The organism is Salinispora tropica CNB-440 (genome assembly GCF_000016425.1).
In the GTDB taxonomy this organism is placed as follows: domain Bacteria; phylum Actinomycetota; class Actinomycetes; order Mycobacteriales; family Micromonosporaceae; genus Micromonospora; species Micromonospora tropica.
The window spans coordinates 2,012,166-2,030,773 of sequence record NC_009380.1 but is presented as its reverse complement, the minus strand read 5'-3'; the positions used below and the strand labels follow the sequence as shown (position 1 = coordinate 2,030,773).

Genomic DNA, 18,608 nt, shown 5'->3' with positions numbered 1-18,608 from the left:
CCACAACGACGAGACCCCGCATCCCGGAGTGGGATGCGGGGTTCACGTCGATCCGGGCGAGCCGGATCAGCCATTGACCGGCAGTACGCCGGTCGGCGTGGTTCAGAGGGGGCGGACCTGCTCGGCCTGCGGACCCTTCTGACCCTGGGCGATCTCGAACTCCACCCGCTGGTTCTCCTCCAGCGTGCGGTAGCCGCTGGTCTGGATGGCCGAGAAGTGGACGAACACGTCAGCACCCCCGCCGTCGACGGTGATGAAGCCGAAGCCCTTGTCAGCGTTGAACCACTTCACGGTTCCCTGCGCCATGTGTATCTCCTTCTAAAACTGGCGGCCGAGCACGCCGTGCGGCCGGTTGGCCGTTTTCGAGCAGCGGCGCCTGAGGCGGCCCCCGATGAAGGAGACTTCTCTCAACCCACGCCATCTCTTCAACAGCGTGGAACAGCAAACCACGTACGCAAAAACTCTGCACAGCCTACCGGACGAAATTCTCTGACATGTGACCTGTCGGATGCCAAAGATCGGTCCGGCTGGCCCCCGCAAACCGGCGGAAAGGCCGCATGCCGCCCTGAATTCGACGAGCGCCAGCCCAAAACCGAGCCGTCGTCACTTCGGCCAGTTGCCCGTCATCCGGCGCAGCCCCACCGCCCCGCCCCGGTCCACGGCCGCCCGGACGACCGCGAAGATCGCCCCCTGCAACGCCGCCGCGGCCAGGATCTCGCCCCAACCGCGGTCCTCGTCGGTGGCGTTCGGCGCCTCGCCAGCACCCGCCACCTTCCACACCTGCTCGAAGATGGCGCCCGCAGCGGCACCGGCGGCGAAACCCAGCAGAATGCCGACCGGTTTGTAGGCGGCCTTTCCCAATCCTTTGCTCACCGACGCCTCCCCCGGACGATCATCAGTACGACGACGGCGGCCACCGCACCCGCAGCCAACGCGGTGAACGGCACCGAACTGCCGTGAACCCGTTCACCTCGCGGCCGGGCCCGCCCGCGTACCCGGGCCGCCGCCACGGTCGCCTGCTCGCGCATCCGCCCCTTCGCCTGCTCGGCCGAGGAGCGCAGACGCTTCTTCACATCGGCCTTGGCGGCCAGTGCCTCCATGGTTTCGCTGAGTTCGATCCGGGTCCGCCGGATCTCCTCCCGGAGGGCCTCGGTGTCCCCGCTGGCCCGCCCGTTACCTGTCATGCCCGTCTCCCGTCCTGCACCGCGGCTCTCCCATCCTTCACCGCCGCGGTGACGGTATCGACATCCGCCCGGACGCTGCGCACCGTGCCCGCCGGCACCGGCGGGACCGCCTGAGTGACCTGCTTCTTGCCGACCAGGGCGAGAACCCCGGCGGCGACGAAGAGCACCACCGCGACGATCAGGGCGGCCACCCAGGCGGGCACGACCAGGGCGAGCAGCAGGATCACCGTCGCCGCGAGCGCACCGAGCCCGTAGAGTGCCAGCACCCCGGCGCCACCGAAGAGGCCGATGCCGATTCCGGCGTGCTTCCCCTTCTGGGCCAACTCCGCTCGGGCCAGCGTCAGCTCGTCGCGGACCAGCCGGGAAACCTGCTCCGTGGCCCGCTGCACCAGTTCGGCGGTGGACGGCTCGCTCCCGGCCTGGGTTGGGCGGGCGTTCGCCACGTCAGCCATGCTGTCCTCCTCTCCTCGTCACCGCGCTCCATGCCCCCAGGGAGCCGTCCGTCGATCCGTCGCCTGTGCTGCCACCACGCGACGCAGGTCACGGGGTCGCGCAGCAGGTCCCCCCAAAACGCCGTTCCAAACGTCTCTCGCTCGGCCCAACGTCCCCCGCCCGACCACGTCACGCTAACTCCCCCGGCCAAGCCGGCGCAGCCGACGACAGCGGTGGATGCTCATCACGGGCAGCCGGTCAGGCCTAACCAGCCGGCGGACGGAGGCGGTTAGCGGCGGGAGTCAGCCGGCTCGTCCGGGCCAACGAAGGCCTCGCTGCGGGCCGCGCCGTCCTCGCTGCCGCCGAAGATCCGCGCATCGTCGGACCCCGCACCGTCGGCGAGGCCGCCCGCTGTCTGGGGCCGGTGGCGGGGCGGGACCCACTGCCACGGCTGGCCGCCCCCGGCATCACCGACCTCGGCCCGCGTGCGGGGCATCGCGGTCGGCCGCTGCTCCCACACCCAGGCGACCAGGTGCTCGCGGACCAGGCAGCGCAGATCCCAGAGGCTGCCGGCGTTCTCCGCGCTGACCAACGCGCGCACTTTGATCATGCCGCCGGTGGCGTCGATCACCTGCAACACGCAGACTCGGCCGTCCCACAGTTCGCTGTTCTCCACCAGGCGACGTAGCTCCTCCCGCATCGCCTGCACCGAGATCGACCAGTCGACGTCGAACTCGGCGGTACCGAGCACCGCGGCCTCGGTCCGGGTCCAGTTCTGGAACGGCTTGCTGGTGAAGTACGACGTGGGCAGGATCAACCGCCGGTCGTCCCAGATTCGCAACACCACGTAGCTGAGGGTCAGCTCCTCGATCCGACCCCACTCTCCGTCCACGACCACCACGTCGCCGAGGCGTACGGCGTCGCTGAAGGCGAGCTGGAGGCCGGCGAAGACGTTACCCAGCAGACTCTGCGCGGCCAGCGCCGCCACCACACCGACCACACCAGCACTGGTCAGCACCCCAGCGCCGATCCCGCGAACGGCAGGGAAGGTCATCAGCATCACGCCGAGCGCCAGGATGATGACCACCGCGATGGTCAACCGACGCAGTAGCACCACCTGGGTGCGGATCCGGCGGTGCCGGTTGTCCGCCACCTCGACCTGGAACCGGGCGAGCGCGGTGTCCTCGACCACCACCAGCAACGCGGCGACCAGCCAGGCGGTGGCGGCGATCACACCGAGAACCAGGATGTGCAGTAGGGCCTGGCGCCAGCCGGTACCGGTCGCGTAGCCGGTGGTGAACCGCACGGCGAACTGCACGGCGAGGATGGTCGCCGCCACCTGGAAGGCGCGGTGTGCGTGCTGGGCCAGCCCGGTCAACAGCAGTGAACGCTGACCGAGCCGCCGGGTTATCCGGTGCGCGACGCCGACCACGAACAGGGCGCCCGCCGCGGCGGCAAGCGCGGCGATGATCGTCCCGAGATAGCTCTGCACGGTCTCTCCTCCTCACCAACCGGACGTCGGGACGCCCGGCGAAGGCCCAATGGTGCCGGCGATTGGCCGGGCCGACCAGCTCAGACCTTCTGGTCACAACAGCGGAGGAGGCAGAAGGCACCGAAGGAGGATGCCGGAGCGATGACGCTGACGGCACCTGCCCGGAGCTACCGTACGCCACGCCAACGGCAGTAGCCTCGGCGAATCCACCCCGGGGCGAACGGGGAATCCACCCCGGGGCGAACGGGGATCCAGGCGGTCAGCCCCCCGAACCCTGGGCCACCCGGATAGCGACCTGGTCGGCGTTGACGTTGTCCAGCGTGACCGAGAGCCCGCCGACCTCGGCGGCCGGCTGCCCGGTGGTGAGGGTGAGCTGCTCGCCGGCGACCTCGACGGTCACCTGGTCGTCCTGGGCGCCGATCAACTTGGCCTGAACACCGAGGATGCTGGTCTCGGCGTTGGTGTCGCGGTCGAAGGTGACCATGCAGCCGTCCAGCCCACAGTCGGTGGAGACTCCCTCGGAGGAGCCGCAACCGGCCAGCACGGCGGCGCCGAGTGCCAGGCCGACGAGGAGGCCGGCGGCCCGACGGGGGGTTTTCGGGGGGAGGGAAGCGCGTCGGTTCGTCACGGCCCCCAGGGTACGAGACGGTCGCCGTACCGACCCTCGGCCGCCTTCGCCAGCACGGGCTAGGGTCCGCTCATGCCGTTCGACATCGCCCGCATTCGGGCCGCGTACCCTGCCCTGGCCGAGGGCCACGTCCACTTCGACGGTGCCGGAGGCACCCAGACCGCCGCGCCGGTGATTTCCGCGGTGGCCGAGACCATGGGTGCGGCGCTCGGCAACCGCAGCGGCGGCAACCTTCCCGGCCGACGCTCACTGGAGCTGGTGGCCGCCGCCCGTACGGCCGTGGCCGACCTGCTCGGCGCGGTTCCGGAGGGGGTGGTGCTGGGCCCGAGCGCGACGGCGCTCACCTACACCCTGGCCCGCGCCCTCGGGGCGACGTGGCGACCAGGAGACGAGGTGGTGGTGTCCCGACTCGACCACGACGCCAACGTCCGGCCATGGATCCAGGCAGCCGAGGCGGCGGGCGCAACCGTACGGTGGGCCGAGTTCGATGTGCACACCGGTGAGCTGCCGGCCGGCCAGTACGGCAATCTGGTCAACGAGCGGACCCGGTTGGTAGCGGTCACCGCCGCCAGCAATGCGATCGGCACGATGCCCGAGGTGGCGGCGATCGCCAAGGCGGCCCACGCCGTCGGAGCGCTGGTCTGCGTGGACGGTGTGCACTCGGTGCCGCACGGTCCGACCGACCGCACCGCGTTGGGCGCTGACTTCCTGGTCACCAGCGCCTACAAGTGGTCGGGTCCCCACGTGGCCGCGGTGGCGGCGGATCCGGCGTGCTGGGAGTACCTGTACCCGGCGAAGCTGCGTCCCGCCGCCGACTCCGTACCCGACCGATTCGAGTACGGCACGCCCAGCTTTCCGCTGTTGGCCGGGGTGGCCGTCGCCGTGGACCACCTCGCCGGGCTGGACCCGACGGCCACCGGAAGCCGGCGGGAGCGGCTGCGCACCAGCCTGAACGCGGCTCGCGCGTACGAGGAGGGGCTTTTGGCGCGACTGCTCGACGGTCTCGCCGCGCTGCCCGGGGTCACCGTGCTCGGCTCGCCGGCCCGCCGCTGCCCCACGGTCTCGTTCCGGTTGGCCGGCCGGTCTCCGGCCGAAACCCAGGCGGCGCTCGGCGCGGCGGGGCTCTGCCTCTCCGCCGGTGACTACTACGCCTACGAGTACTTCCAGACGTTGGGGCTACGGGACAGCGGCGGGGCGGTACGCGTCAGCTTGTACCACTACAACACTGTCACCGACGTGGATCGGCTGCTCGACGAGATGGCGAGGCTCTTCCCCGACCGCTGACGCGCTTCGGCCCGCGAACAACCGAGCCCGTTCCACAGGCCGCCGCGACCCGCGATCAGCCGATCCCGGTCAGGAGCTCCGCCGCGGCCCGACTGCCGGCTCGGGTCGCGCCATAGGTGGCGACGTGCACCGCCCCGGTGACCAGTTCGGGTACGCCCAGCTCGACCACGACGGCATCCGGGCGGCCGGCCAAAGCGCGCGTCACGGCCGCCCGCATCCACGGGTGCCGGTGCAGGTCACGGACGACGAGGACGAGGTGGCGACCACCGGCGTCGGCGGTGAGGTCCGGGGGCACCTCGGCCTCGGCGTACCGAACGCCGGTGGTACCTGGTAGCAGCTCTGCCAGGGGCGCGGCGACGCCCCACGCGGTCTCCGTGCCGATCGCGAGGTTGCGGGGCGATTCGAACTCGACCACGTGGGCGGGGCCGATCAGCGGCAGCGTACCCAGCCCGGCGCGGTCCGTCGTGACCCGGATGGCCCGGCGGGCGGCGGCGAACCCCACCGCCGAGCCATCCCTGGCCGCTGGGCGAACGGGCCGACCGCCCCGGCGGGCGGCGGTGGCGGCGGCGAGTTGGTCGACTCGCTTGGCCGCCTCGACGAGGCGTTCCTCGGGCAGTGTTCCCGCCGCAACGGCGGCCACGATCGCGTCCCGCAGCCGCCGGGCCGCGTCCTCGTCGGCGTGCTCACCACCGACACAGATGGCGTCGGCACCTGCGGCCAGGGCACGTACCGCGGCGCCGGTGAAGCCATAACGGTCGGCGACCGCGCGCATCTCCACCGCGTCGGTCACCACGACCCCCGCGAAGCCCAGCTCGTCCCGGAGCAGGCCGGTGAGGATCCGGCGGCTCAGGGTGGCCGGTAGGTCCGGGTCCAGCGCGGGCACGAACAGGTGGCCGGTCATGATCGCCTGCACGCCCGCGGAGATCGCGGCGCGAAACGGGGTCAGCTCCACCGCGTCCAGCCGGCTCCGATCACCGGCGATCCGGGGCAGGCCGTGGTGGGAGTCGACCTGGGTGTCACCGTGCCCGGGGAAGTGTTTGGCGCAGGCGGCGACACCGCCGGCTTGTAGGCCCCGCACCCAGGCGGCGGTGTGCCGGGCGGTGAGGTTCGGATCCGCGCCGAAGGAGCGGACTCCGATCACCGGATTGTCCGGATTGGAGTTGACGTCGGCGTCCGGCGCATAGTTCAGGGTGATCCCGAGCGCCGCCAGCTCCGTGCCGAGGTCGTGGGCCACCTCCTCGGTCAGGAGCGGATCGTCGACCACGCCGAGGGCCAGGTTACCGGGGCGGGAACTGCCGAGACCCGACTCGATCCGGGTCACGTCACCGGCTTCCTCATCGATGGCGACGATGACATCCGACCGCTCCGCGCGCAGCGTCGCGGTCAGCGCGGCGACCTGCTCCGAGTCGACCACGTTGCGGGCGAAGAGCACCACCGCGCCGAGACCGTCCCCCAACCAGCGGCGCACCCAGGACGGGGCGGTGGTACCGACGAAGCCCGGCTGAAGGACGGTGGCGGCCAGGGACGCGAGGTTGGCCTCACTTGTGGTCACGCCTCCACCTCGGGTCGCTTCGCAATCCAGTCGATCATGCCCCTCCCCCGGGTCCCTGCGCCCGGCGATGGCGCCATGTCATGGTCACATCACGCGAATAAATAGTCAATAAACCTAACAGTTGCTGAAGTGGCGGCCGGCCCGGGAGAGTCTAGGAATGGATCCCGAACTCCTGGCCGAGGCGACGAGCCCGGCCGATGTCCCCGGCGTACGTCTCCTCGGCGTGGTGGCAGGCGGCCTACTGCTGGTCGCCGCGATCCGAACGATCTTCCGCCGCTGAGCCCTCTCCATGCGCCACCGGTCAACCCGGACCTCCAACCCAGCCCGGGTGGCGGCACCCGACTCGGGCACGACCGGCACCGGTCAGGCCTCGGCCAGCAGTTCGAGGACTCCCCGCTCGGCATCCTCACGGGGCATCCACCGACCGACCGGCGCCAGCACTCCGTCGTGGTAGAGGTCCACGACCCGGGGGTCGACGTAGGACGCACGGGCCACCGTCGGCGTGTTTCCGAGCAACCCCGCCACCTCACGCATGACCCCGGCCACCGCACGGCGGCGGGCGGTGGCCGAACGCTGTCCGCCGGCAGCGGCCAGCCCGGTGGCCGCCAGGACCGTGGCGTGCCAGGTCCGGAAATCCTTCGCGGTCATCTCACCGCCACTGGCCACCCGCAGATACCCGTTGACATCGTCTCGGCGCACGTCCCGCCAGTGCCGGCCGTCCCAGTAGCCAAAGAGTCGAGCCGCGCTACGACGACGACGCCGCAGGTTGGCCAGCACCCGACACAGCACCGGATCCTCGATCCAACGAATCTGTTCGACACCACCCTTCGCCGGAAACTCGAGGACCATGCAACCACGGCGGGAGTGGGCGTGCTCCGGGCGCAGGGTGGACACCCCGAACGTCGGATCGTCACCGGCCGCGTACCGCTCGCTGCCTACTCGAAAGGCGCCCAGGTCCAACAGTCGGGCCACAGTGGCCAGCACCCGTTCTCGGCTCAGTCCCCGACCGTCGAGATCCTCCGCGACGCGCTCGCGCAACCGGGGCAACCGCCGGGCCACCTCGAGCACGTGGTCGAACTTCGCCTCATCCCGCTTTCGCCGCCACTCCGGGTGGTACAGGTACTGTCGGCGGCCAGCAGCGTCAACGCCGGTGGCCTGGATATGCCCGTTCGGGTACGGCGAGATCCACACGTCCTGCCAGGCCGGCGGGATGACGAGGTCACGCAGGCGAGCCAACCGGTCCGAATCACGGACCGGCTCACCGGCCGGATCGCAGAACCCCCAGCCCCGGCCACGCCGGTGGCGCCGGTAGCCGGGCCGACCCGGATCACTACGCCGCAAACGCACCGGTCGTCCGCACCATCCGCTCCACCTCGGCCACGGCGACCAGCACCTGGTCAACGTCGACCGCCGCCAGCGCCGGATGGGCCTCCGCACCGTCCCAGCCCGGACGCTCCCCTCCGCCATCCGCCCCGAGGCACCGATGCCACGTCCGTTCGGGTGGTGGCCCCCAGTGGGCCGGTGACTGGGGACCGAAGAGAACCACCGAGGGAGTGCCATAGGCGGTGGCAAGGTGGGCGATACCGGTGTCGCCGCTGATCAGCAGACGGGCGTGGGCGACCAGGCTGGCGAGGTCGCGCAGGCCGGTGTGGCCGGCTCGTACGGTTCGCTCGGGCAGCCCGGCGAGCTGCGCGAGCCGGCGGGCGAGGGGTAGCTCGGTTACGTCGCCGGTGACAGCGATCTGATGACCGGCGCCGGCGAGTCGGCGGCCGAGGGCCGCGAACCGCTCCACCGGCCAGCGTTTGCCCGGGATCTTGGAGCCAGGATGCAGCACGGTCACCCCGGTCGGTGTCCGCCCCGGTGCTGGCCGGCGCAAGCCCAGGTCGGTCGGGTCGGTCGGAACACCGTGCCAGGCCAGGAGGCGGCACCACCGACGAACCTCATGCTCGTCGGCCCGCCAGGAGGGGCCGTGGTGATGCCCGGCGACCCGGTTGGCGAAGGCGAACAGCCGACGAGGGCGGGTACCGACCAGCAGGCGGTGTGACTCTGGCCCGCGGCCGTGCAGATTAACCGCCAGTTCGGGGGCGGGGCCGTGCCACCGCGGGTGAGCCAGGTCGGCGGTATCGACCAGCTCGTCGATTCCGCCGATCAGCTCAACCAGCGGGGCCAGCCAGCGCGGGGCAAGCAGGACCAGGCGCTGGTCGGGGTAGTGGACCCGCAGGGCACGCAGGGCTGGCACGGCGGTGGCGAGGTCCCCGAGGCCCAGCGCACGAAGGATCAAGATCACGGGTAGGAAGACTCCTGCTCGGCGCAGACCACCAGTTCCCGGACGGCACTGCCAACGGGTTGGGTTAGGGCGAACATGACCGCGGCGGCGGTGTCCGCGGGATCATTGAGGATCGCGTCGGGCCCGGGTCGGTACTGCGGGTCACGATCGTCGAAGAAGGCAGTACGCATGCCACCGGGGATGAGCAGGGTCACGCCAACCCGGCCGGCGAGCTCGGCGGCGAGGGATCGGGTGAATCCGACCACGCCGAACTTGGCCGCGCAGTACGCCGTCGCGTCACTGACCGCCTTGACCCCCAGCGTCGAGGCGACGGTGACAATCCGGCCCCGAGACGCCTCAAGGAACGGCAGCGCTGCCCGAATGACGGCGGCGGTGGCGAGTAGGTCAACCGTGACGATCCGATCCCAGACCTCCCCCGGCAGATCGGCCAGCCGACCCGGTACATCCATTCCGGCTGCCGTCACCACGGCGTCCAAGCCCCCGTTGTCCTCGACGAGCTCTCGGGTGGCGGCCTCGGCTGCCCGGGTGTCGGCCAGATCGCACGCCGCCCACGGCACCCCATCCGCCGGAGGCTGGCGGTCCAACACCAGTGGTCGCCCACCCGCCTCGGCCACCGCCGATACCACCGCTGCGCCCAGCCCGCTCGACCCACCGGTCACCAGGACCGTGTACCCGGCGTTCATCGGATCCCCGCCGACCGGTGCGGCCGGGTCGCCACCCCAGCTGGCGGGTCTGGCCGCAGCACTGCGGTTGACGCCGATGTGCTGGCGCGACCCCGCTGGTGCGCTGCGGCGATCATCTCGGTGGTCGAGCGCCCGTCCAGGTACGGCACCACCACGGTGTGCCCGCCCCACCGCCGCACCAGGTCCGCCTCCGGCAGCACCGACTCTCCACCGCCGGTGGCATAGTCACCCCCCTTGACCCAGATGTCGGGCCGCAGCCAGGTCAGGGCCGCCTGCGGAGTCGGATCGTCGAAGACCATGACCGCATCGACGCAGCTCAACGCGGCAAGTAGGCGGCTCCGGTCGCCCTGCGGCATCACCGGCCGGTCCGGACCCTTCAACGCTGCGACGCTGGCATCGGAGTTGAGGCAGACCACCAGGCAGTCGCCGAGTTGACGGGCGGCCTGCAGGGTCGCCACGTGCCCCGCGTGCAGCAGGTCAAAGCAGCCGCCGGTCGCGACGACGGTGCCGCCGGCGGCGCGGACCTCGGAGACCACCGTGGCGGCAGCCGCCACGCCGACCCGCTCGGCCGGGACGCCCGGCACCACTGATGGCAACGGCCCAACCGGTGGCGGCAGCATGCTCGCCACTCCCCCGCCCGCCACGTACGCGCACGCTTCGGCAACCGCCTCCTGCACCGCCTCGGAGACCAACGCACCCTGTGCCAGGGCGATGGCGGCGGTGGCGGCGAAGCGATCCCCCGCACCGCAGGTATCACCGTCCGCTGTGGAAACCGCGGGCACGATCAGCGGCGTCGTCCCGGCGTGGCAGAGGAGCGCGCCATCGCCGCCCATCGTCACCGCGACGGCCCGGGCCCGCCACCGCTGACGCAACTCCAGCGCCCCCCGCGACGCAGTCACCAGCCGAGTCTCGCCCGGCGGCACCTTCGCCAGTTCCCGCACCTCGGACTCGTTGGGCGTGGCCAGGTGCACCCCGGGCAGCGCGGCCGGCCCCCGGGGATGCGGATCCCAGACCACCGGCGCCCGGGTGCCGGCCAGCGCCGCCCGCAGTGCGGGCTGCCCGGCGACTCCGCGGCCATAGTCACTGACCAGCACCGTGGCGGCCCCGGCGATGACCCGCAGCACCGCCTCAGCCGGAGGGCCGGGCTCACCGACAGCACCACCGCGGTCATGGCGCAGCAGGACCCGGCCCTGCGACCGCAGTCGGACCTTCTCCGGAGTCCCACCGGCCAGCCCGAGGGCATACACCTGCACTCCGGCCGCGGCGAGAAGCGAGCTGAGCCGCGCGGCGCCGGCATCGTCGGCCAGGGCGGTCACCAGGACGACCTCGGTATCCGGCGCAGCCGCCGCGAACATCGCGGCCAGGCCGGCACCGCCGGGCCGGTCGGTGGACGAGGTCTCGTCGAGCACCGGCACCGGCGAGTCCGGGCAGAGCCGGTTCACCGCCCCCTCCACGTCCCGGTCGAGCAGGGTGTCGCCGACCACCACCAGAGGTCCCCTCACACTTACCTCCTCAATCCCTCGACCTGCTGCCCGCCCTCCGGGACCACCTCGACCCCGGTCCGTACCGGCCCGGCGGCTGGAAGGTCGGACGGCACCTCGGCTTCCAGGCCGGTCAACGGCGTCCCTGCCACCGGCGGCCTGTCCGTCGTGCCTGCGGTGGCGGCCAGGACCACCGGCAGCGCCTGCTCGGCGTACTCGCAGAGCAGGTGACTGGTGACCAGGTGCAGTTCCTGGACGATCTGCCCGTCCGGCGCGGGGACGGCGAGGGTCTCGTGGCAGAGGTCGGCCAGCGGATTGGGGGCGGGTCCGGTCAGCGCCCAGCAACGCAGGCCGACCTGGTGGGCGGCCTGCGCCGCCTGGAGGAGGTTCCGGCTCCGGCCACTGGTGGACAGCAGCAGGAGGATGTCCCCGGGGCGGCCGTGGGCGTGGACCTGACGGGCGAAGACCTGGTCGTAGCCGTAGTCGTTGCCGATGGCGGTAAGGGCGCTGGTCTCGGCGTGCAGGGCGATGGCGGAGAAGGGCTGGCGGTCGGTACGGAGTTTGCCGACGAGTTCGGCGGTGAGGTGTTGCGCCTCGGCGGCGCTACCGCCGTTGCCAGCCACCAGCAGCCGACCACCGCCGGCGACGGTACGGGCGAGCTCGGCTCCCCAGGCGGGGAGTCGCCGGGCGGCCCGGCGATACGACGGCAGCGCGGCGGCGAGGCCCGCCAGGTGTTCCTCCAGAAGCGACCGGGCCGGCGTCATCCGGCCACCACCCGGGTCGCCCGGCCGACGGCCGCCACGTCGCCGTAGACCTCCACCAGCCGTTCCGCCGTGGCAGCCCACGCGTAGCGCTCCCGAGCCCGGTCCAGCGCCGCCGCCGCGTACGCGAACCGGCGGATCCGGTCGTCGAGCAGCCGCTGGATCGCGGCACCGAGCGCCCGGGGATCCCGGGCGGGCACGAGGTCGCCGGTCACCCCATCCACCACCGTGTCCCGGATCCCCCCGACCGCGGTCCCCACCACCGGCACGCCGCACGCCATCGCCTCGAGCGGGGTCAGCCCGAACGGCTCGTACCACGGCGCGGCCACGAGCAGGTCCGCTGACCGGTACCAATGGCCCATCTCCTCCCGGGGCACCGCGCCGGCCAGCCTGACCCGGTCAGCCACCCCGCAGGTACGCGCCAGGGCGCGGAGCCGACCCGCGTACGGGTCGGTTTCGAGGAGCCCGGCCGGTGGACCGCCGACCACCACGCACTCCGCCTCCGGCACGTGGGCCATCGCCCGGACCACGGTCTGGAACCCCTTCCGCTCGACCAGCCGCCCCACGGTGAGAATGCGGGGGCGGCCGTCGTCGCGTTCAGCGGCGGAACCCAACGGGGCGAAGGTACGCAGGTTGACTCCGGAGGGGACGACCGTCATCCGCGACCGGGGCACCCCCATCCGGACCAACTCGCCGACCTCGTCCTGGCATTGCGCGATCACCCGGTCCACCGATCGGCCGAGTTGCCGCTCGTACCCGATGCGACGGGCCGGACTGGTGTCCTGTACGCCCTGGTACCGCCGCTTCACCACGCCGAGCGCATGGTAGGTCTGCACCACCGGCACGCCCGTCTTCCGGCCGGCGGCAAGCGCGGCGAGGCCACTCATCCAGAAGTGAGCGTGAACCACCTCCGGCGTCCACTGATCGCCGCGCCAACGATCCGTCAGCCAGTGGCTGAACTCCCGCATGTGTGGGAGCAGGGCATCTTTGGCCAGCGGCTGGGCCGGGCCCGCCGGGACGTGGACCACCTCGTACCCGTCCGGGCAGCGAACTGTCCCCGGCAGGTCAACGGCGTCCCAGCGGGTGTAGACCCGGACCTCGTGGCCGGCCGCGGCGAGCGCTGCGGAGAGTTCGGCGACGTGCGTGTTCTGGCCGCCGGCGTCCTCCCCGCCGAGGACCGCGAGCGGGCTGGCGTGTTCCGAAATCATCGCGATCCGCATACTTCCTCCTCCAGCAGCCGGTCCCAGTCGGTGAGGAAACGGTCAAGGCCGTACCGGTCGCGGGCGGCGCGGCGGGCGACGGCCCCCGCCCGGCGGGCACCCGCGGGATCCGCCAACAACTGACCGGTGGCGGTGAGCAGGTCATCGACCCGGGTGGCGAGGGCGCCGGCCCCGGGCGGCACCGCCATCACGGCCTCGGTGGCGGCGAGCGCGACGACCGGCATACCGATCGTCATCGCCTCGATCAGACTCAGCCCGAGCGACGTCCAGCGGCACAGGTGCAGATAGGCCCGCCGCCGAGCCAACTCGGCGTGCATCCGCGCCTGGGGTAGGTCGTCGTGACTGGTCACGCGGTCGGCGGGCAGCCCAAGCCGGTCGGCGAGCCCGGTCACCTTCAGGCCGAACACGTCCAGCGGCGCGATCTCGGCGAACCGGGGCAGCAGGTCCGTACCGGTGACCCGCCACCGGCGCATCGGCTCGTTGATGACCACCGCGAGCCGGTCCAGCTCGCCGCTGTAGGAGACCGTCGGCGGCACGACCCCGTGGTCCACCACAGTGGTTCGGGTACCGCCAGTGTCCCAGTAGAGCTGGTTGAAGGCGGTCACATGAGCGATCAGCAGGTCATCCCGGTCGGCCATCGGGTGTCGGCTGTTCGGCACCGCGCCGTCCTTCGGGGTGTTGTGCTCGACGTAGATCACCGGGATGTCACGGCCCGGCCGACGGCCCAGCCACTCCGTGGCCAGGGCCTCTTCCTCGGGGCGTTGCAGAAGAACCAGATCCACCTCGGCGGTGGCCAGTTCCGGCGGGGTGATCTCGACCGCGTTGTCCGGCCACGGGTAGGTACGGGCCCGACCCCGGCCGTCCGGGCCGCGGTCGGGGGTGACGGGCACCAGGTAGCGATGCTTACCGTGGACGAACGACGTCGTCCAGGAGCCGTGCACATGCCAGAGCAGGATGTTCATCGGCCGCTCCCGGCCAGGGTGGCGGCCTCAGCCAGCATCGGCGGTCGGGTCGGCGCTACGCCGAGCAGGGTCAGCGCGGTCAGCACTTCCCCGGGCCGGATCCCGCTCAGGCACGGGTGACCGGGCACCGGACAGGTGGCGGCGCGGGTGCCGCGGCAGGGGGCGTCCGGATCGCCGAGCCGAACGGTCGGCACCCGCCACGGCCCCCACTGACCGAACGGGACGGTTGGGGCGAAGAGGCTGACCACCGGCACGCCGTAGGCGGCGGCGAGATGGGCAGGACCGGTGTTGCCGACGATCACTGCGGCGGCACCGGCCACGATCGCGGCCAGGTCGGCCAGCTCAGTCCCGCCACCGAGGTCAACAGCGATTCCGCCGGCCACCTGGGCGGTCAGCGCCACCTCGTCCGGACCACCGGTGACCACGACTCGGTGTCCTGCCTCGACCAGGGTCCGGACGATGTCCGCTGCCAGGTCGGGTGGCAGCCCCCGGGACTGCGCCGCCGATCCGGGATGTAGCACCACATAGCCCGGTACGCCCGCCCGCGCGGGCGGCGGCGGCACTGGCCGCAGCCGCAGGGCCGGTTCGTCATCGGGAGGTAGGGGGTAACCAGCGGCAGCGGCGAGCGAGAGCGCGCGTTCGGGCTCGGGGACGCCGACCGGAACGCGGTGGCGGACGTCGAGCAGGCTTCCGGGGTAGTCGTCGCTGATCGCGCTAATCCGCTCGACGCCGACGGTACGCAGCAGCAGTGCCAGAGGAAGGGGGGACTGGTGGTAGCTGGTGAAGATGATTGCCTCGTCGGCGTTGATGGCGGCGAGGGTGGCGGTGAGCGCGGCAATGTCCGGGCCGGTGACCGGTGCGGGCACGGGGTCGATCCAGGGCAGTTGATGCACGACGACGGTGTCGACGCCGGGTAGGAGGTCGGCGGCGGCGCGGCCCCGCGGTCCACACAAGAGGACGACCCGGCGCGCGTGGGCGGCGACAGCCCGAATCCCCGGGCCCGTAACGACGACATCACCAGCTGAGTCGGAGCGGACGACGAGGACGGTTCCGGTGCCTCCGCCGGGGCGCGACGACCGAGTCGGCCCAGCACCGACCGGGGGCGGAGAGACTGTCCCCACAGCGACCGGAGACGGCGGGGCCACCGATGGCGCGGTAGGCCGGTCGGCGGGCGGGGCGATGGCGGTCTGCCGGCGAAGAATCTCGGCTACCGCGGTCGCCAGATCCTCGGCGACCCACGGGGCCGCGCTGGTTTCGGCGGATCGGGTCACCGGCGTGGGCACCAACACCGCCTGGGCACCGGCAGCCAGGGCAGCGGTGACATCGCGGCCGATGTCACCGATCAGAACGCACCGTTGCGGGGTGGTGCCGAGCCGACGGGCGGCGGCGTGGATCAGTTTGGGCGCGGGTTTGCGGCAGTCGCACCGGTCCTCGTCGTCGTGCGGACAGACCAGCCAGGCATCGAACGGGCCGAGCAACTGCTCAACGCGGGCGTGTACGAGGCCCAGCTGCGCCTCGGTGAACAGCCCCTTGGCCAGCCCGGACTGGTTCGTCACCACCGCCAGCCGCAAGCCCGCCGCGCGTAGCGCATCCAGCGCCGCCCGCGCCCCTGGCATCGGCCGTACCCGCTGCGGATCCCCGTTGTACGGCACGTCCTCGATGAGGGTGCCATCCCGATCCAGCAACACCGCATCGAAGAGGCGGGGAACCCCACCACCCCGGCCGGAGCGGGCTCCTACCCGGGCCGACCTACGCTGATCCGGCTCCACCTGTGGCACGGCCGGCGGGTTCCCGGCGCCCCGGGGAGTAAACGCTGTTGGCCTTGGGGAACGCCGTAGGGATCGGGTCGAAGACCCAGCGCCGCACCGCCGAGGCCACACCGCGGGCGCGATAACCTGATGCGGTCTCGGCCCCGCGGTGAACTTACCCGCCGCCCCCGAGAAGCTAACCCGGCCGCCGGTCACCCCGCGTGCCGGTTCGGCGCGCCGCCGGTGTTCGTGCAGAATGTGCCCGACTGCCCCACGGTGGGGTCTTTCGGTAACCGAGCGTGTCCCCGAGGCGGCGCTGGGCGTTGACAGACGCGTGGGCCGGGCCAACGCCAGGGAGCAGTCACACGACGTACAGGGGTACTGGCTACCCTCGCAGGGAGCCAAGTCCGCGAAACAAGGATTTCCGACATGAGTGAACCCGTGCAGTTGCCGCCGCCTTGGCGGGACGTGCGCCTGACTGTGGTGGTGCCGACCTACAACGAGGTGGGCAACCTTCCAGCGCTGGTCGAACAGCTACTCGCGCTGCCCTTGCCCGGGTTGAAGGTCCTCGTGGCCGACGACAACTCACCGGACGGAACCGGCGAGGTCGCGGACAAGCTGGCCCTCGAGCACCCGGGCCGGATCGAGGTCGTCCACCGGACCGGCAAGGAGGGCCTGGGCCGGGCGTACGTCGACGGCATCGGGCGGGCCCTCGACGGCGGCGCCGAGTTCGTGGCGCAGATGGACGCCGACCTCTCCCACCCACCGGACGCGCTTCCGGGCATGCTTGGCGCGCTGCTGTCCACCCAGGCCGGTGTGGTGATCGGATCCCGTTACGTGCCGGGCGGCGAGCTGGACGAGAACTGGCCGCTCTACCGGCGGGCGCTGAGCGGCTGGGCGAACCTGTACGTACACACCCTGCTGCGGGTACGGATCCGGGACCTCACCGCCGGTTTCAAGATCTGGCGGGCAGACGCGCTGCGCGACATCGGCCTGGAGCGGGTGCAGTCCAACGGGTACAGCTTCCAGGTGGAGATGCACTACCTGGCCACGAAGCTGGGGCACACGATCCTTGAGGTGCCGATCCGGTTCGAGGAGCGGCGAGACGGCACCTCGAAGATGACCACCGCCACCAAGATTGAGAGTGCCCTGATGCCGTTCCGCCTGCGCAGTAAGCACCGCAACGTCGAACGTTGAGCCGGCTGGGACAGCGTTGCGTCCCCTGCCCGCAGGGTTCGGCCGCACCGCACCGCGCCCCCGGTCAGCGGTAGACCGCGCGCTGCGCGGCGCTGACCGCCGCCGCGTACACGCCACCGGTGAGCGCGGCGTCGCGGGCCAACGCCGCCCGCGCCGCGTTCGCACCGGGCGCGCCGTGGACGCCACCGCCGGGGTGCGCCGACGAACTGGCCAGAAAGAGCCGGTCAACGGGGGTGTCGGCGCGGCCGAGTCCGGGGATCGGGCGGAAGAAGAGCTGCTGGTGGGCGGCGGACGTACCACCACCGAGCGCTCCGCCGACCAGGCTCGGGTCGCCCGACTCCAGGTCTGCCGGTCCCGCCACGTGCCGGCCCACCACCAGCGCACGGAAGCCCGGGGCGGCCTCCTCCAGCACCTGCTCCATCCGCTGCACCTGCGCGGCGATCTCCTCGACCCGCCACCGCCGTCGGAATGGTAGGTGGGTATACGACCACAACGACTCGGTACCGGGTGGCGAGTGGCTGGGGTCGGCGACGGTCATCTGCCCGACCAGCAGGAACGGGTCCCGGGGGACCTCCCCTCGGGCCAGCGCCGCCGCATAGCCGGTCAGCCCGTCGAGGTCGGCGCCGAGGTGTACGGTGCCGGCGGTGGCGACTGCCCGATTCCGCCACGGTACCGGTGCGGACAGCGCCCAGTCGACCTTCAGCGTCGAGCCGTCCCATCGGAAGTTGGCCAAATCCGCCGCCAGCCGCGGCGGCAAGACATCGACCCCGACAAGATCCAGGTAGAGTGCGGGCGCCGGCACGTCGGCGAGCACCGCACGGCGGGCCCGCCAGAGCACGCCATCCTCGGCCCGGACGCCCATCGCCCGGCCCCGGGCGGTCAGCACTCGATCCACCCGCGCGCCGCAGCGGATCTGGCCGCCCCGATCGACGAGCCGGGCCACCAGGGCGTCGGTGATCCGTTGGGCGCCGCCGTCCGGCACCGGCCAACCGACCTGCTGGCCGAGCATCGCCAACAGCCACCCGTACGCCCCGGAGCCGACCTCCTCAGGGGCCAGGTCGGTGTGCAGCGCGCAGCCGGCGAGCAGGGCTGTCCCGCCCGCTCCGGTGAAAAGTTCGTCGCCGAGCCGGCGTACCGGTGTCACCAACCGGCGGGCCAGACGCAGCGCTCCGGCGACCCGCAGCCGGCGCACCAGCGCGAGACTGCTGCGCACCGGCGGGAAGGGGGTGGTGATGGCGTCCAGCATCGGGCCGGCTACCTGGCACCAGTCGCCGTAGGCCGCCAGCCACCGCTCCCCGTCACCGGCCGCGAAGGTCTCCAGGGAGGCGGCGGTGGCCGCCGGGTCGCGGTTGAGTACCGCCGCCCGCCCGTCCGGCAGCAGGTGCGCCAACACGTCCGGGGCATGCCGCCACCGTAGCCCGTACTGGTCCAGGCCCAGCCGACGCAGAACCGGCGACGCGTAACCGATGGGGTAGAAGGAGCTGTAGAGGTCGCTCAGGTAGCCGGGAGCGGTCACCTGGGCCGAGCGGATCGCGCCACCGGGCGCCCCGGTGGCCTCCAGCACGAGCACATCCCAGCCGGCGTCAACGAGCAGATTGGCGGCTACCAGGCCGTTGTGGCCCGCTCCGACGACGATGGCGTCCGGGGACGCCGCGCCGATTCGACTCACTCGATCATGCTAGCCGGCGGACACCGGG

The 18,608-nt window shown here is 72.1% G+C and carries 19 protein-coding genes; 3 read left to right on the top strand and 16 right to left on the bottom strand.

The window, feature by feature from the left end; all coding sequences use genetic code 11:
* Window positions 1–102 precede the first annotated feature (102 nt).
* The 6 genes from STROP_RS08950 to STROP_RS08925 all read right to left on the bottom strand — a co-directional run bounded on the left by STROP_RS08950 (window position 103) and on the right by STROP_RS08925 (window position 3,736).
* Window positions 103–306, bottom strand: a complete 204-nt coding sequence (locus STROP_RS08950; RefSeq protein WP_011905669.1) for a cold-shock protein — start codon at window positions 304–306, stop codon at window positions 103–105.
* Between the two features lie 297 nt (window positions 307–603).
* Window positions 604–873, bottom strand: coding sequence for a DUF4235 domain-containing protein (locus tag STROP_RS08945; protein ID WP_011905668.1), 270 nt, complete (start codon window positions 871–873; stop codon window positions 604–606).
* Complete coding sequence (locus STROP_RS08940; protein WP_011905667.1) at window positions 870–1,184, bottom strand: DUF3618 domain-containing protein; 315 nt, start codon at window positions 1,182–1,184, stop codon at window positions 870–872. The genes STROP_RS08945 and STROP_RS08940 overlap by 4 nt, the downstream gene beginning before the upstream one ends.
* Window positions 1,181–1,636: a phage holin family protein gene (locus STROP_RS08935; protein ID WP_011905666.1), complete on the bottom strand. Its 456-nt coding sequence runs from the start codon at window positions 1,634–1,636 to the stop codon at window positions 1,181–1,183. The genes STROP_RS08940 and STROP_RS08935 overlap by 4 nt, the downstream gene beginning before the upstream one ends.
* 269 nt (window positions 1,637–1,905) lie before the next feature.
* Entirely contained in the window at window positions 1,906–3,108 is a 1,203-nt protein-coding gene (locus STROP_RS08930) for a mechanosensitive ion channel family protein (protein WP_011905665.1), read from the bottom strand.
* Window positions 3,109–3,367: 259 nt separating this feature from the next.
* The gene (locus STROP_RS08925) at window positions 3,368–3,736 is read right to left on the bottom strand and encodes a hypothetical protein (protein WP_011905664.1); all 369 of its coding nucleotides are present in this window, start codon (window positions 3,734–3,736) and stop codon (window positions 3,368–3,370) included.
* 72 nt (window positions 3,737–3,808) lie between these two features.
* Between STROP_RS08925 and STROP_RS08920 the strand changes: the two genes are divergently transcribed.
* Window positions 3,809–5,020: a cysteine desulfurase-like protein gene (locus STROP_RS08920; protein WP_011905663.1), complete on the top strand. Its 1,212-nt coding sequence runs from the start codon at window positions 3,809–3,811 to the stop codon at window positions 5,018–5,020.
* Window positions 5,021–5,075: 55 nt separating this feature from the next.
* On the opposite strand, the gene STROP_RS08915 is transcribed toward STROP_RS08920, so the two are convergent.
* Window positions 5,076–6,572 carry a glycoside hydrolase family 3 protein gene (locus tag STROP_RS08915; protein WP_011905662.1) on the bottom strand — a complete coding sequence of 499 codons (1,497 nt, stop codon included), beginning with the start codon at window positions 6,570–6,572 and terminating at the stop codon, window positions 5,076–5,078.
* Between the two features lie 157 nt (window positions 6,573–6,729).
* On the opposite strand from STROP_RS08915, the gene STROP_RS26005 reads away from it, so the two are divergent.
* Window positions 6,730–6,852: a hypothetical protein gene (locus STROP_RS26005; RefSeq protein ID WP_018830358.1), complete on the top strand. Its 123-nt coding sequence runs from the start codon at window positions 6,730–6,732 to the stop codon at window positions 6,850–6,852.
* An 83-nt stretch (window positions 6,853–6,935) separates the two neighbouring features.
* Here STROP_RS26005 and STROP_RS08910 read toward each other — a convergent pair whose 3' ends face one another.
* From STROP_RS08910 to STROP_RS08875, 8 genes are read right to left on the bottom strand one after another with little or no spacing between them, the layout of a single operon-like run.
* Window positions 6,936–7,919: a DNA topoisomerase IB gene (locus STROP_RS08910; RefSeq protein WP_011905661.1), complete on the bottom strand. Its 984-nt coding sequence runs from the start codon at window positions 7,917–7,919 to the stop codon at window positions 6,936–6,938.
* Entirely contained in the window at window positions 7,903–8,859 is a 957-nt protein-coding gene (locus STROP_RS08905) for a glycosyltransferase family 9 protein (RefSeq protein ID WP_011905660.1), read from the bottom strand. Before STROP_RS08905 ends, STROP_RS08910 begins: the two co-directional genes overlap by 17 nt.
* Window positions 8,856–9,542: an SDR family oxidoreductase gene (locus STROP_RS08900; protein ID WP_011905659.1), complete on the bottom strand. Its 687-nt coding sequence runs from the start codon at window positions 9,540–9,542 to the stop codon at window positions 8,856–8,858. Before STROP_RS08900 ends, STROP_RS08905 begins: the two co-directional genes overlap by 4 nt.
* Complete coding sequence (locus tag STROP_RS08895; protein WP_011905658.1) at window positions 9,539–11,044, bottom strand: PfkB family carbohydrate kinase; 1,506 nt, start codon at window positions 11,042–11,044, stop codon at window positions 9,539–9,541. The genes STROP_RS08900 and STROP_RS08895 overlap by 4 nt, the downstream gene beginning before the upstream one ends.
* Window positions 11,045–11,046: 2 nt before the next feature.
* The gene (locus STROP_RS08890; protein ID WP_011905657.1) at window positions 11,047–11,787 is read right to left on the bottom strand and encodes a D-sedoheptulose-7-phosphate isomerase; all 741 of its coding nucleotides are present in this window, start codon (window positions 11,785–11,787) and stop codon (window positions 11,047–11,049) included.
* Complete coding sequence (locus tag STROP_RS08885) at window positions 11,784–13,004, bottom strand: glycosyltransferase (protein ID WP_011905656.1); 1,221 nt, start codon at window positions 13,002–13,004, stop codon at window positions 11,784–11,786. Before STROP_RS08885 ends, STROP_RS08890 begins: the two co-directional genes overlap by 4 nt.
* Complete coding sequence (locus STROP_RS08880) at window positions 12,989–13,966, bottom strand: glycosyltransferase (protein ID WP_011905655.1); 978 nt, start codon at window positions 13,964–13,966, stop codon at window positions 12,989–12,991. Before STROP_RS08880 ends, STROP_RS08885 begins: the two co-directional genes overlap by 16 nt.
* Window positions 13,963–15,744, bottom strand: coding sequence for an HAD-IIIA family hydrolase (locus tag STROP_RS08875; protein ID WP_011905654.1), 1,782 nt, complete (start codon window positions 15,742–15,744; stop codon window positions 13,963–13,965). Before STROP_RS08875 ends, STROP_RS08880 begins: the two co-directional genes overlap by 4 nt.
* Window positions 15,745–16,143: 399 nt before the next feature.
* Between STROP_RS08875 and STROP_RS08870 the strand changes: the two genes are divergently transcribed.
* Window positions 16,144–16,911: a polyprenol monophosphomannose synthase gene (locus STROP_RS08870; RefSeq protein ID WP_011905653.1), complete on the top strand. Its 768-nt coding sequence runs from the start codon at window positions 16,144–16,146 to the stop codon at window positions 16,909–16,911.
* Between the two features lie 64 nt (window positions 16,912–16,975).
* On the opposite strand, the gene STROP_RS08865 is transcribed toward STROP_RS08870, so the two are convergent.
* On the bottom strand, window positions 16,976–18,580 hold the full coding sequence (locus STROP_RS08865; RefSeq protein ID WP_011905652.1) for a phytoene desaturase family protein: 1,605 nt from the start codon (window positions 18,578–18,580) through the stop codon (window positions 16,976–16,978).
* Window positions 18,581–18,608 lie beyond the last annotated feature (28 nt).

Excerpts from the sequence above, each read along its gene's own strand:
- STROP_RS08950 (WP_011905669.1), bottom strand. The coding sequence starts at position 306 with ATGGCGCAGGGAACCGTGAAGTGGTTCAACGCTGACAAGGGCTTCGGC.
- STROP_RS08940 (WP_011905667.1), bottom strand. The coding sequence starts at position 1,184 with ATGACAGGTAACGGGCGGGCCAGCGGGGACACCGAGGCCCTCCGGGAG.
- STROP_RS08935 (WP_011905666.1), bottom strand. The coding sequence starts at position 1,636 with ATGGCTGACGTGGCGAACGCCCGCCCAACCCAGGCCGGGAGCGAGCCG.
- STROP_RS08920 (WP_011905663.1), top strand. The coding sequence starts at position 3,809 with ATGCCGTTCGACATCGCCCGCATTCGGGCCGCGTACCCTGCCCTGGCC.
- STROP_RS26005 (WP_018830358.1), top strand. The coding sequence starts at position 6,730 with ATGGATCCCGAACTCCTGGCCGAGGCGACGAGCCCGGCCGATGTCCCC.
- STROP_RS08900 (WP_011905659.1), bottom strand. The coding sequence starts at position 9,542 with ATGAACGCCGGGTACACGGTCCTGGTGACCGGTGGGTCGAGCGGGCTG.
- STROP_RS08890 (WP_011905657.1), bottom strand. The coding sequence starts at position 11,787 with ATGACGCCGGCCCGGTCGCTTCTGGAGGAACACCTGGCGGGCCTCGCC.
- STROP_RS08885 (WP_011905656.1), bottom strand. The coding sequence starts at position 13,004 with ATGCGGATCGCGATGATTTCGGAACACGCCAGCCCGCTCGCGGTCCTC.
- STROP_RS08880 (WP_011905655.1), bottom strand. The coding sequence starts at position 13,966 with ATGAACATCCTGCTCTGGCATGTGCACGGCTCCTGGACGACGTCGTTC.
- STROP_RS08870 (WP_011905653.1), top strand. The coding sequence starts at position 16,144 with ATGAGTGAACCCGTGCAGTTGCCGCCGCCTTGGCGGGACGTGCGCCTG.